General features: G+C 47.5%; 12 protein-coding genes. 2 read left to right on the forward strand and 10 right to left on the reverse strand.

The window, feature by feature from the left end:
* Window positions 1-346: 346 nt before the first annotated feature.
* The 10 genes from P6M73_RS10225 to P6M73_RS10270 form a co-directional block, all read right to left on the reverse strand.
* Window positions 347-1,693: a GerMN domain-containing protein gene (locus P6M73_RS10225; protein WP_277852957.1), complete on the reverse strand. Its 1,347-nt coding sequence runs from the start codon at window positions 1,691-1,693 to the stop codon at window positions 347-349.
* Window positions 1,694-2,105: 412 nt separating this feature from the next.
* Window positions 2,106-3,053, reverse strand: coding sequence for a DUF4236 domain-containing protein (locus P6M73_RS10230; protein ID WP_277852958.1), 948 nt, complete (start codon window positions 3,051-3,053; stop codon window positions 2,106-2,108).
* Between the two features lie 242 nt (window positions 3,054-3,295).
* Window positions 3,296-4,585, reverse strand: coding sequence for a M28 family metallopeptidase (locus tag P6M73_RS10235; RefSeq protein ID WP_277852959.1), 1,290 nt, complete (start codon window positions 4,583-4,585; stop codon window positions 3,296-3,298).
* Entirely contained in the window at window positions 4,582-5,076 is a 495-nt protein-coding gene (locus tag P6M73_RS10240) for a hypothetical protein (RefSeq protein WP_277852960.1), read from the reverse strand. Before P6M73_RS10240 ends, P6M73_RS10235 begins: the two co-directional genes overlap by 4 nt.
* A 141-nt stretch (window positions 5,077-5,217) precedes the next feature.
* Complete coding sequence (locus P6M73_RS10245) at window positions 5,218-6,537, reverse strand: sensor histidine kinase (protein WP_277852961.1); 1,320 nt, start codon at window positions 6,535-6,537, stop codon at window positions 5,218-5,220.
* Window positions 6,534-7,232 (reverse strand): response regulator transcription factor, encoded by a 699-nt coding sequence (locus P6M73_RS10250; RefSeq protein ID WP_277852962.1) that lies wholly within the window; start codon window positions 7,230-7,232, stop codon window positions 6,534-6,536. The genes P6M73_RS10245 and P6M73_RS10250 overlap by 4 nt, the downstream gene beginning before the upstream one ends.
* 5 nt (window positions 7,233-7,237) lie before the next feature.
* Complete coding sequence (locus tag P6M73_RS10255; RefSeq protein ID WP_277852963.1) at window positions 7,238-8,131, reverse strand: M15 family metallopeptidase; 894 nt, start codon at window positions 8,129-8,131, stop codon at window positions 7,238-7,240.
* Window positions 8,132-8,390: 259 nt separating this feature from the next.
* Window positions 8,391-8,909 (reverse strand): NUDIX hydrolase, encoded by a 519-nt coding sequence (locus P6M73_RS10260; RefSeq protein WP_277852964.1) that lies wholly within the window; start codon window positions 8,907-8,909, stop codon window positions 8,391-8,393.
* Between the two features lie 55 nt (window positions 8,910-8,964).
* Complete coding sequence (locus P6M73_RS10265) at window positions 8,965-9,384, reverse strand: OsmC family protein (RefSeq protein WP_277852965.1); 420 nt, start codon at window positions 9,382-9,384, stop codon at window positions 8,965-8,967.
* Between the two features lie 144 nt (window positions 9,385-9,528).
* Entirely contained in the window at window positions 9,529-10,329 is an 801-nt protein-coding gene (locus P6M73_RS10270; protein ID WP_277852966.1) for an alpha/beta hydrolase, read from the reverse strand.
* 326 nt (window positions 10,330-10,655) lie between these two features.
* Between P6M73_RS10270 and P6M73_RS10275 the strand changes: the two genes are divergently transcribed.
* On the forward strand, window positions 10,656-11,516 hold the full coding sequence (locus P6M73_RS10275; protein WP_277852967.1) for a tyrosine-type recombinase/integrase: 861 nt from the start codon (window positions 10,656-10,658) through the stop codon (window positions 11,514-11,516).
* On the forward strand, window positions 11,516-12,664 hold the full coding sequence (locus P6M73_RS10280; protein ID WP_277852968.1) for an IS91 family transposase: 1,149 nt from the start codon (window positions 11,516-11,518) through the stop codon (window positions 12,662-12,664). Before P6M73_RS10275 ends, P6M73_RS10280 begins: the two co-directional genes overlap by 1 nt.
* Window positions 12,665-12,739: the final 75 nt, after the last annotated feature.

Consider the following 12,739-nt stretch of genomic DNA (forward strand, 5'->3'; position numbering starts at 1 on the left):
CAAGGTGTTCGGATGAAATCAAAATCCGTGTCTTGACAATAGGGGGCACTTTAATTCTTGCAGAGTGAAATTAAATTGATCGGAACCATAGTCTGAGTATTGCTCCGCAGGTCTTGGGAGAATAATGTGAATCCTTTACTTTTGATCCGGACAAAAAAAGATCATCCAACAAGAGCATAAACAAGAGTATAAACAGGAGCTTATTCCAGGGATTACACCAGAGTTTATTTAGAAAAGGCCCTAACCGGGGCATTAAACCTGAGGCTATAGCTTGAGCACTTAACTGAAGGACTTAAGGTTATAGCTTGAACATAAAAAACAGACAGCTGTTACGCTGTCTGTTTTTTTAGTAAACCGGTGTTAATACTTCAGTCGGTTCGATTTTTCTCTGATTTGATTCATAGCGCTGATCATTGATGGTCAGCTGGACGCCCTTTGCCTGATAGTACTGACATAAGGTGTTTACCAGGCTTTGAATCCTTGCGTTCTCAAGTTCCGGGGAATCATTTTGCTGAGTGATGAAGGAATCATTCAGGTCAACCTGTACGATATCCTGGTTCAGATAGAGAAATTGTATCTTTGTTTTATCTTCTAAGACCGGAATGAGTCCCTTCGCTTTCGCTTGTTCAAGATAGGCCAGCGTCATCAGGTCTTTGGTGGCATCATTGGTCATATAATCCACTTTCGTGGAAACCAGTTCATAGCCCCCGCCGGTTTTCGGAAAATAAAGCGGGAAGTAGTAGGTGTCCCGGACATTTTCCTTCAGTCCGTCAAAACTCACAATATTGGTCAAAGTGCCGTCGGGATTAATAAAGTCATTGGAGACCAGGCCGATTCCAACCGCATACGTAAACAGAACCGTTTCCGTCTGATTGCTGACTCTGACATCCATGACAGTCATCATTTCTCCGTTGATCTCCCGGGGTTCGTCCACCGCGACGATCTCAAAAGAGAGGCCTGTGGAGACCCACTGATTCCCCTCCTGAATCGGAGCCATCAGGATTGTTCGTTCTTCATAGTCTCTCCACCCGATGACATTTCCCCGAAATGGAACCTCCAGGGTATAGTACAGGTCATTAATTTTTTCCTGTGTAATTCGAATGACATTCAGGCGTGAACCTGAGTCGGATGACTGCTTGATCTGAGCAGTCGCCTTGCCGGGTTCTTCATGCAGATATTGAAGAATGGTGGAAGAAGAGCCCATGCCATCGCTGCGGTAATTGATCAGGCGATTGGGGATCAGAGGATAATAATCAAACAGATTGTACCTGGACACCTTTGGAAGCACCTGATCTTCAAGAATCTGATCTTTTTCATCAGGTTCAGGCTTCTTGGAGGAATCCTTGCCTCCGGATAACTGTCCTCCGGATCCACCGGATGTTCCTTTGCTTGCATTATTCGAACGGGTTGAAGAACCCTGATCTCTGGTAGAGTCTGGGACCAGATTTGTTACGTTATTATCAGAAGCCGAAATCATCTGATCCGCCTTCGTTGTTTCATTGCCTTTTAGTTGACTCTCTGGAATGCTCTGAACTACCGATGATGATCCTGTCGATTGAAGCTTGCTCTCACTGGACGTTGAACTGCTTTCAAGTTTCTCCGGGGTCATTTCATTCACACGGATCACTGGTCTGGCAGAAGAACATCCCGTGATGATAAAAATCACGAAGATCAGACTGAGAAACTTTTTCATATACCCTCTTTCGTACCCATTTATCTATCTCTATGGTATCTTTAAAAAGTTTAATTGCTTACAGTCCATTATAAACTGCCAACTTCAAAATACTTTACATTTAAGTTACAGACATGTGAAAAGCAGCAAAATGAAGAAGGACGATGAATCTCTGCAATTTACTCCTCGCCTTGATATCGCCATCTTCAGATTTTAATTGTTTCGTATTTTTTGATATGTATATTTATACAATTTTTACTATTATTCCGCATAGCTTTGCGGTATAATAAGAACTGTAATACAAGTTACAGTATAATCTTCCCCAAGATTAATAACTTACCTGGAGTGCCGATTCAACCGAACCAGCACTTTTTTTTCTTTTTGAATGCCTGAACCGGCTCCCTGAACAGGGAGCCGGTTGTTATTAACCCTTCTATTTCAGGGGCAGAACCGGGGATAATCCTTTGGTTGTTTTAAAATCGATGGCGTGCTGGAAGTTCTTCAATGCTTCATACGGAACGACGCCTTCGAAATTCAGTTGTTCAAAGGCCGGACGCGGGAAAATCACAGACAGAAGCGTCATGTCTTCCTGATGGCCGGTTGATGGATTCAGCAGCGCTTCTTCCGCATTCACCACGATCTCCTGAACTGGCAGGAGCGCAAACAGATCCCGGGCAACCCGGAAAGAGGTGGAGGTCACATAATCCCGGACAAGAGCATTGCGCATGGTCTTGCTCATTGGCTTTACAGATTCCTTGCCTGACTTGAGGATCTTCACCACTTCCGTCGGCACAACTTTCTCGCTGTGTACATTGAACGTAACTCCCAGGACATCATCCTGAATGATTCCGACTTCAAAGTCTGAGCCAAACTCCATCAGGTCCTCAAAGGGTTCCATCTCCTGAACAACGGTCAGGTAGGCCTCGTCATCCCCCTCCAGCACCTGCTGGGCCAGCATTTTCAAATTTATGCTTTCCTGGGTCTGTCCGTCCTGATTCTTCAGAACATCGTTCCAGTCAATCGCTTCGTCAACCTCTTTATGTACATTTCTGATCCGTTCCAGATAATTATCAAAGAGATCTTCCTGAACCTGATTTTTATCTGCCTGGCCCAGCTGAGGATCCTGGAGCTTTTCTTCCAGCTCTGCTTTTTTCTGATTTTCATCTGAACCAAAGAACCGTTTAATCGCCGTGAACAGATTTACCTGCTTGTTGTAATACATCCCGCTCCCGGGGATCCCTACCGTCCCCTTGGCCTGACCCTTGCTGTTGACAGAAAACCGCATGCCGGTCTTGCCAAAGCTGATGCTAGGTCCTGCCTTTGAGAAATTCACTCGGATCCCCTTTCCCAGACTGATGCTTTTGCGATAATTAAATCCCATATGATACTCCTTTCGCTATGCCGTTTATCATTCTCGGCTCCCAAAGGGATCCGTCTTTTCTGATCGCTTGCCGAGAATCCGTTTCGTTCGGATTCCGGCGGTGACTCCTGGCTCATTCAGCGGTAAATCTGATCTGTTGTCTCAACAGGAAGAGCCTCCGCATTTCCATTGCCCCTTATCTCCTGGCCAGGAAGCCGCTCCCTAAAAGACGGTGATGTCATTGGAGGACTGGGGCAAGGATTTTAAGGTGATGAATTTGTGCCGAGATGCTCCACGAGATTCATCAGAAGATTGGCCATATCTTCCATTCGCTCCGACCCTGGAGCTGAAAGCGGATCCGGGGACTGTGGCTCACTGGAGATCAGAATGGAAGGCAGTCCGGAATCTTTCAGCGGATGCTCTGGCTGCTTTTCTTGTGAACTGACCTGATAGCCTCCGGAAATCAAACTGTCACGAACCAGGTTGGCTAGATCCCACACCTGCGATGAGGCCTCAATATTGATGTTGGTGCTGCCAATCCCATCCAGATGAATGAGAAGAATCTCTCGATCAAGATCTTCGGATTTCAACTGATCAAGGTAGGCTTTAGGCCCCTGTCCATCGTAACTGGACCCCAGCAGTACCATTCGAATCTCCCAGTCGGTTTCCAGCGTCTGAATCAGCTCTGCGGTTTTCAGAAGAACTGCTGCCGACGCTGCCTCAGCCGCTCCCGGATTATCCTGTGAATCAAGTCTTGCGCTGACTAGCAGGAGCGGACTGGTTGGGGTGGCGTCTGGCGTAGCGTTAATTTCCAGATTTCGGCTGATCCCGCGAATGACATATGCTGAATTGGTCAGCCGAATCTCTACCGTCTCTTTCTCACGCAGCCTGCGATCCCACTCCTTTCCCTGAATCTGTGAAATCCCGAGCACCGGAATCGATGCTGGGCGATTCAAAACAATTCGAGGAGGCAATAGACTTTTTTCGGAATACACCAGCACCGCTTTCGCTCCCTGAGCTTCATAGAGCGGGATTGACTGGTTCAAATCAAAGTAATTGGCTTTGATCAGTGCCACCGCCCCTTCCAGATTCCCCGCTTCAATTTCACCGGGCGTTCCTTTGTTGATCCGGCGGAGTTGATATGTTCCTTCGGCATTCGCCATAGGGGATCCGGAAGCCAGGTAGGACTCGCGGGCCAGCCCTTCTGGATCGATGAGTCCGATCGACGCGCTTTTCTTCCAGGCACCGGGAAATTCCAGCAGTCGCATCGAAAGACCGGATCCACTCAGGGCGTTGCGGACATAGTCGGCTGCTTCTTCCTCACCGGTACTTCCAGCCAGCCGGGCATCATCACGGGCTGCCAGGACGGAGAGATGTCCGTTCATTCTGGCCAGGTCAATGGCTGAAATATAATCATTTCGTTCCAATCGAACCAGCTCCTCCGGAATGGTTCGGACTGGGTCGCTTCCTTTAATCAGACGATATACCGGCGCGCAGCCTGTGGTCAGCACCAGGCACAAGAGGATCGCAACAGCTCTGCCTCCCGATTTCATAACTGTTCCTCCATGAACCGCCGAAACCGCTGCAGCCCTCCGCTTTTTTCATTGATCCGGAACCGGCCTCGACTGGTTCTGAGCGTAATATGGCGGGCATGCTTGACGCCTGTACCGCTGGTGTGCACCTGCTGAATCTCATTCCAGGCAAAAACTTTTTCCTTGCCCCACATGTTGCGAATGTTCAGTCCGGATTGATCATAGGTAATGGAAAAATTTTTCAGCTTGAGCCAGTACCATCCATCAACGGCCAGAAAGAATGCCATCGCCAGTCCAAGCCTTCCAAACGCGGCCGAATCCCTGGTGGCATGGGAAATGAATTCCAAAACAAAAATGGATTCCAGGATGCTCATAGCCCCGTGAACAAGGCGGGCATCCTGTCTGGGATACAGCACTTTCCCCTCGGTCGGTTCAAGTTCAGCCCCCCTGATTAAACGATATTTCACGGCGATGTATATGAGCAGCAGAATAGGAAATACGATTCGATACATATCCCTGCGGTTCCTTTCAATCTCTTTCTAAGAACCATTATAACCCATTCGTGCCTGGGGCGCTAAAAACTTACCAGCAAGCCCTTTGCCGGAAATTGAAAAGCACAGCAGGAAGCACCTTCTTGCATCCTGCTGTGTTTTTCAATTCGGACGATCCGCCGTCGGATCTTCCGGTCCGATGGAAGCGGACTGTGCTGGGGGCAGCTGCAGTCTGGCTTCGAAGACGTCTCCTTCAATCGCCAGTTCCAGTTGACCCGCCATGGCCCGAGCCAGATTCGTCGCAATGTAGAGCCCCAGTCCCGAACCCTCGGTATGACGGGACTGATCCCCCCGAACAAACTGCTCCATCAGCTCCTCGGGAGACTGATCCAGTTTATTGCGGGATATATTAATCACTGTCATGATACAGCTGTCCTGGGTCCGGGTCAGCCGGACATAGACTCTGGTATCGCGCACACTGTATTTCAGCGCATTCACCAGCAAATTCTGAATCACTCGGGACAACTGCGTTCCGTCCGCCCGGACAGGTACGACGGTGTCACCCCAGCTGCAGACCAGTTCCATCCCCTTTTCCATAAAATCAGCATGAAGGGGTGCGTAGGTCTGCATCAGTACCTCTGTTAAGTCAACGGTTTCGATCGTCAGCTGAAGATTCCCCGAAGCCGTCCGGGTGGCGGTAAAAAGATCATCCACCATCACCTTCATTCTCCGTGCGCTTTTCTCGACCACCTGTAGGTAATCCCTTCCAACCTCACCGAGTTCCTCCTGCCCCAGGAGCTGAGAAAAATTCAGAATGGAGGTCAAAGGGGTTCGAATATCATGGCTAACATTTGTTATCAGCTCGGTGCGCAGTCGTTCTGCCTTCAGTCGGTTTGCTACCTCCTGCTCCACCAGATCCTTGGTTTTGACTGCCTCCAGCATAGCCTTTCGAGTCGCACTTCGAGGTGAGCGGTCCGTCAGCGGGTTGCCGGCCAGGGTCTGTCGCATAATCCAGTTTTCACGCCTCCCTGATATAAAAGCGGTGGTCAGTCCATAGCTCATGGTCGCAATCAGCAGGTAGAAAAAGGAACTCGCGATGGTATGCGTTGCTGATTGAATCAGGATTACTCCAAACAGCCAAATCCCGTAAGCTGGGATTGCCGTACCGGGTATCAGCATGAGCAATGAGCGATGACTCAGATCCCGGGCATACTTGGAGATGGGGAGAAGCCATGCGCCCAGTAGCACCACCATAAGCAGCATGGCCAGCGTGCCGCGGATCACTTCCATTGCAATCAAAAAGAATAGAAATTCAGCTGCAAACCAGATTAGAAATTCTTCCACATATAATTCCTGAAACAGGTCAAGATAGCGCGCAAGCCATTCTCTGGCTTTCGAGCCAATCTGTTCTGCCGTCTGGCGCAGTCCCGTTAATGATTTCCCCTGCGCCGGTTGTTCCCGCTTAAAGCTGTCCTGCTTCATGACCGATCCTCCAGTTTATATCCCATCCCATAAATACTGAATAAATAATCCGGATCTCTGGGGTTGATCTCAATTTTCTCCCGGATGTGGGATATATGCAGAGAGATAATTTTCTTGATGTCGTAGGCTTCCTCCTGCCAGACTGCCTCATAGATCTGACGGGAAGTAAACACCAGTCCCTTGTTCCTGATCAGAAACAGGAGTATTCCGTATTCATTCGGGGTCAGACTGACCACCTGACCGTCTGCTTCCACAATTTTCCGCTGGTCATCCATTCGAATGCCGCCAGTCCGGTAGATACCAGATTCAGGCTGCTGCGAAGGACTGCCGAAGCTTTGTGCGCGCCTGAGCTGACTCTTAACCCGCGCAATCAATTCGAATGAATGGAAGGGCTTGGTCAGATAATCATCGGCGCCGGCATTTAAACCGAGCACTTTATCCTCAATCTCGCTTTTTGCGCTTACCAGGATGACCGGAATATGGTTTTTTTCCCGGAGTTTCATTAAAGCATGGATTCCATCCAGTTTTGGCATCATCACATCCAGGATCAGCAAATCCGGCTGATGCCGGTTCATCTGTTCCAGCGCCTCCAGCCCATCCTGGGCCTGTACCACGGAATAGCCTTCCCCTTTGAGAACTAGTTCGATGGAACGAAGAATATCTGGATCGTCGTCGCAAATTAAAATTTTTGGCATTGTTGTCATTTCCTTTTCACCGTAATGATGTAGGCGCCGGTGTTGGTGGAAGAAACCTCTGCTTCGACTCCACCGGGATAGTGAATGACCCCGTCACGGGCCTCACGCCAGTAAACTGTGTAATCCTGACCTCCCTCCCTGATTTCCAGCTGGCCTTTGTATTTCAGAAGTTCATGATATTCCTCCAGCGCCAGATCATGCTCATGCATATATTGGGCATGCGGAAGACCCACATAACGGAAATGCCAGTATTCATGATCAATTCCCGTAATGTTTACCTTATTTTCGGGATAGCGGAGAATAAAGCCGAAGCGCCAGGAATTAGCCGCCATGAAGGCCTTTTCTTTCCTCAAGTCTTCGCCGTAGAATCCCTTCAATGCTTTGACCGGCTGCAAATCAACTGCCAGACCTGTCTGATGCTCTGAATATCCTGGTTTTTGAACCAGTTTCTTGTTTGCGGTTTCCTGGTAAATCTTCTGTTGGTCTCTTTCTGTACGAAATGCGCTTGAAAGATACATTCCCCCGATTTGCTTATCCGCTTCTGCCAGAAATTGATTAAGATGCTTCAAAATATCTTTTCGAACCTGAAACGATCCGCCCGGTGCCTTGGAAAGTTGGCTCATAACTGCCGATTTTGTCTGATGCTCACTATTGATCAGCCGCAGTGTACCCAAATCAGTAACCTGACTGGTACGGACCGTTATGGTGTCCACTCCCGTTACAGGATTTACTCGCCGGGTACTTCCGGTCGCTTTTGCCGTTTGGGCTTGAGGCACCTGGTATTTTTTTTCTTTGGCATCGGCTTTCTGGTCAATGAGTAAAAAGGTGGTTGCCACCAGTAATGACGAGACCAACAGGATCGTCAGAACGGCTAAAAACATTCGCTGTAAAAATTTCATAATCATTCCCCCTTCCAGCAGATCACAACTTATTTTGATCCAACCCTATGATAGCGAAGCATTTCCGCGAAATATCCAGTGAATATCCAGGAAACATCATAGGTTGCACTGGTAATGGTTCTTGTTCCAAGAGACACAGTCTTAACTGGCGGATCAGATACGTCATAAGAGGCGAAGAATAACAAAGGAGGGCTTCGTCCGCGTAAATAGCCTGTCTTACTGCGGCAGCTTACGTCTGGTTCGAATGTCCCTCCTTTGTTTATTCAGTTGTTCCCTCTGCGGCCAGAAGTCGCAGTACCTCAGCCTTCACAATTTCAGCGTAGCTGCGATCCTGAAAATCAGAGATCTTTAGGGCCTCCAGCAGCTTCATGGGAGGTATCAGCTTCACTTCGGATACTTCCTCTTCCTGGAGGCAGCAGTTGGCTGGATCCACTTCAGTTTCCACAAAGTAAACGTCGACAAGATGCTTGATCGAAACACTGCGGCCTACAAAGCGCATGCGATCCGGATCAAGTTCAAGCCCAATCTCCTCTTTCGTTTCCCGCAGGGCTGCTGAGCGGGAATCTTCTCCTGCCTGAACAGCACCGCCTGTGATGTCCCATTTGCCGGAATTGACTTTTTTCTTTCGGGATCTTCTCTGAATCAGGAAATCTCTGTTTTCGTTATAAATATATACATGAACCACCAGGATATAATCATCCGGTCTGATATATTCACCTCGGAATACAGTGATACCCTTTTTCTTGCCATCCCGGTCATAGATATCCAATAATTCCATAGTCATACCTCATCTTGCATTATATTATACCAAAAGAGGTCCCCTCATGGCTGATTTAAATCCGGATAATCCGATAGATTTGTTCGATTTTTTCGGAAATTGAATTACCCATAGTGCAAGCTGCGTTGACATATTTGAGATATTCCATCAGTTCGTCATCTGTATGTGGGCTCCGGATATGAAATTCATATTCAATCCGCTGAAAACGAAAGATGGGAAATCTGGTATTTTCGATCGTTCCAGCCCGACCGGTTTCTCCGCTGACCTCCAGGTAAGCTTCTTCTATGTCTATCTGGAATCTGGTTCTTAATTCCAGAAGAGAAACCAGTTTGCACGATCCAAGGCTGGACAGGAAATACTGAGCCGCGCCAGGGGCCTGGACTTCGTCGAAATCAAGGTCCGACTGAAAAGAGCCGGTTTGATTCTCATACACCCGTTTTGAACTGAGTGATGTTGTTACTTTATATTTACCCATTCATTTCTCCAATCATAAAGTGAATGACTGATACTATTCCTCAAAAAAATTGCCAAACCAGTATGTTTTGTTTACATATTTATTCTTATGAAACCTTATTCTTAGTTTATCTTTAACCTGCCGCTCGATGACTACCAATACCTGTTATTTTCTTTCAGTCCCTTGAAGCCATTGGAGAAACTCAGGCATATAGTTCTTCCAGCAGGACTCACTGTGCCAGTCATCAGAACCGATCCGCAGCAGAATCTGGTCTTCCTTCGTTCCGATTTCTTTCAGTTTTTCAGTAAAATCAAGAGTGTCCTGAAGATAGGTACGGGAGGTCTTCTTTTGCTCTTTTCCAGTACTGATATCAAGCCCTTCCCGTCCTCCCACCTGAATATAAAAATCCAGATCCGAGTCAACTTGGTGCTGATCCATGAAGGACGAAAATTCATCTTTGCTGATCCATGAACAAAGGGAAAATATTCCCGCCTTGGCGAAAAAGTCCGGATAAGCCAGTACCGTATAAGCCGTCATCAATCCTCCCATCGACGACCCAGCCAAATAGCGGGAAGAAGCCTTGGGGATCAGCGGAAGTTTTTTCTCCAGATATGGAATCAGTTCCTCTACCAGGAATTGGGCAAATCGAATTCCTTCCCCCTTGATTTTTCTCCGTTTATATTTCATGGAGAACGGACCATATTCATTCAGGCGCCGTTCTTCGGCGTGGTCAATCGCAATAATAACCATTGGTGCCAGTTTCCCCTGATCTGTAAGCAGCTCTATCGCTTCCCTGACCTCCCAGGTCACACCGACATAGGAATCCTCCGGATCAAACACATTCTGACCATCGAACAGGTATAATGCAGGATAGGTTGCCGACTTATTCGCTCCATCCGGAAGCAAAACCCGAATTTTTCGCTTGGACCCATCGTAGAATGGGTAATTAATATTTTTACGAATCAATTGATACCCTCCAGTTATATTATCTCCTCTATTGAACAAAATCGCTACGCGATAGTTCTTTGTTACAATTTTATACTTATGCCTCTTGGTTTGACAGAGGTTTGTTCGTGCAAAAAAACAAATAGTAGCTACACCTCCATTTATGGTTTATTGTGGATTCACTACAAACAACAAATAACCAAAGGAGAGCAACTACTATTTGCACGCCTATGTTACCATATTTTAGCCACCACAACAACACAACTTTTTTAATCTGCCCATCCAGGTCTCCACCCAAGGCGCTGATGCCCAATGCATTACTGCGCTTTTTTAAAAGGAGTACTTCGATGGATCAATTTATTTTAGAATCCTATTTCTCTCAAATGGAACATTATCTCGAACTCAGGGACCTCTCACCAAATACCAAAAAGAGTTATCGATCCTTCCTCAAATCTTATCTCGAGTGGCTTGACTCCATGGGCATCCAGCCCAAGGACGCATCCTACGAAAATATCAGGACCTACATCCTCTACTTGAAGAAGACAAAGAAGCTTTCCAACCACAGCATCAATGCCCATACCTCTCAAATACGATTTTTCAGGCTCTATCTCCTGAAGCAACCGTGGGACCGGTACGAAGTTCCCGCCATGACGATCAAGTCTTACCTTCCAGAGGTTCTTTCGGTGGATGAGACCATGGCGTTTATCAACTCCATAAACGATTTGCGACTGAAAGCCTGCGTTGCATTACTGTATTCCTCTGGACTCCGGTTGTCTGAGCTTTGTCATTTGCGCTTTGAAGATATCCATTACCAGGATGGCCGAATCTTTATACGGGCTTCGAAAAACCGGTCCGAGCGGTATGCCACGCTCTCTAAAAAAGCGGTACTCATCCTAACAAAATATTATTATCAATATGGGCGACCCAGGGGATGGCTTTTCCCCAACAAAAAAGGGGATGGACCAGTGAAGAGCGCTTTTTTCGGACGTCTCATTTCTCTCCATCTGAAAAGCCTTAACTGGAGCAAGCATGTGACCGCTCACTCATTTCGCCACGCATTTGCCACTCATCTCTATGAGAGTGGGACAGATCTTCTTACCATCCAGAAACTGCTGGGACACAAATCCATAAACAGCACCACCATATACATCCATCTGGCAAGAACCGGGCCTGTCAACTTCACAAATCCCTTTGATGGTGGTTTGTAATGCACAAAATCCAGCAGGTCTTTGATCAGGGTTACCTTGGTTATCTGGAACAATACGGAATGAACTATGAGTCGAACAAAGTGGCAGAGGCGATCATGAGCTGCAAGACACCGGCTATGGGCGGTAACCAGACCATTTGCCAGGACTGCGGCAAAACCCATTTCCACTACAATTCCTGCAGAAATCGCCATTGCCCCTGCTGCCAATCCCTGAAAAAGGAAAAATGGATCGATGCCCAAAAGGCAGATGTCATTGATGCTCCTTATTTCCACGCGGTCTTCACCGTGCCCGAAGAGTTGAACCCACTGATCTATGCCAACAAACGGGCACTCTACAACCTCCTGTACAGCGCCAGCTCGGAAACTCTGATGGATCTGGCCCGCGACAAAAAGTTTTTAGGTGCGGACATCGGCTTCATCAGTGTCCTTCATACCTGGGGCAGTAACCTGTCGTTTCATCCGCATATTCACGCGATCGTTCTGGGCGGTGGTCTCACCGATGCCGGTCGATTCGTGACTTCAGGCAAGAAATTTCTCTTTCCCATTAAGGTTGTTTCAAAGCTCTTTCGAGGCAAATTCCTGGACGGTCTTAAAAAACTCTCACTCAAAAAGACTCTGGCTTTCCCTGGTGAACTGAGCCTGCTCCAATTTCCTCGCGAATTCAACCAATTCCTGACGAAGCTTTATGCCAAAGAATGGATTCCCTACCTCAAAGAACCATTCAAATCCGCGGACCAGGTGATTGAGTATTTGGGCCGATATACCCATCGGATCGCCATCAGCAACTCCAGGATCCTTGAGGTCGGCGACAAATCGGTTACTTTTCGGGTGAAGGACTACAAAACCGGTACGAAAAAAACGCTCACTCTTGGGCATGAGGAATTTATCCGAAGATTTCTCATGCATGTTCTTCCAAAGGGATTCGTCAAAATCCGGCATTACGGATTGCTCAGCAACCGAACGAAAGGCAAAAAACTTAAGCTGATCCGGATCCTGATCAAAGGGAGAATCGTCAAACCGGTCTTAAAGGATCTGACGGGAGTTGAAATTCTCAACCGCATATACGGGATCGACGTCAATTGTTGCAGACATTGTGGAAGTTCAAACATCCGGCGACAAAGTCTCGCCAGTGTCAAAAAGATCGAATGACCATGGGCCCCGATACAAAAAAAGCTCCACCCAGGTGGGGCTGCGAAGCATCCCCTTTTTTTCCAACGATGTTCC

It is taken from the genome of Anaerococcoides asporogena (assembly GCF_029590275.1).
Classification (GTDB): domain Bacteria; phylum Bacillota; class Clostridia; order Clostridiales; family Clostridiaceae; genus JG1575.

What these genes read in the sequence shown, in the direction of transcription:
- P6M73_RS10225 (WP_277852957.1), bottom strand. Translation starts at nt 1,693, where the DNA reads ATGAAAAAGTTTCTCAGTCTGATCTTCGTGATTTTTATCATCACGGGA.
- P6M73_RS10230 (WP_277852958.1), bottom strand. Translation starts at nt 3,053, where the DNA reads ATGGGATTTAATTATCGCAAAAGCATCAGTCTGGGAAAGGGGATCCGA.
- P6M73_RS10235 (WP_277852959.1), bottom strand. Translation starts at nt 4,585, where the DNA reads ATGAAATCGGGAGGCAGAGCTGTTGCGATCCTCTTGTGCCTGGTGCTG.
- P6M73_RS10240 (WP_277852960.1), bottom strand. Translation starts at nt 5,076, where the DNA reads ATGTATCGAATCGTATTTCCTATTCTGCTGCTCATATACATCGCCGTG.
- P6M73_RS10245 (WP_277852961.1), bottom strand. Translation starts at nt 6,537, where the DNA reads ATGAAGCAGGACAGCTTTAAGCGGGAACAACCGGCGCAGGGGAAATCA.
- P6M73_RS10250 (WP_277852962.1), bottom strand. Translation starts at nt 7,232, where the DNA reads ATGCCAAAAATTTTAATTTGCGACGACGATCCAGATATTCTTCGTTCC.
- P6M73_RS10255 (WP_277852963.1), bottom strand. Translation starts at nt 8,131, where the DNA reads ATGAAATTTTTACAGCGAATGTTTTTAGCCGTTCTGACGATCCTGTTG.
- P6M73_RS10260 (WP_277852964.1), bottom strand. Translation starts at nt 8,909, where the DNA reads ATGGAATTATTGGATATCTATGACCGGGATGGCAAGAAAAAGGGTATC.
- P6M73_RS10265 (WP_277852965.1), bottom strand. Translation starts at nt 9,384, where the DNA reads ATGGGTAAATATAAAGTAACAACATCACTCAGTTCAAAACGGGTGTAT.
- P6M73_RS10275 (WP_277852967.1), top strand. Translation starts at nt 10,656, where the DNA reads ATGGATCAATTTATTTTAGAATCCTATTTCTCTCAAATGGAACATTAT.
- P6M73_RS10280 (WP_277852968.1), top strand. Translation starts at nt 11,516, where the DNA reads ATGCACAAAATCCAGCAGGTCTTTGATCAGGGTTACCTTGGTTATCTG.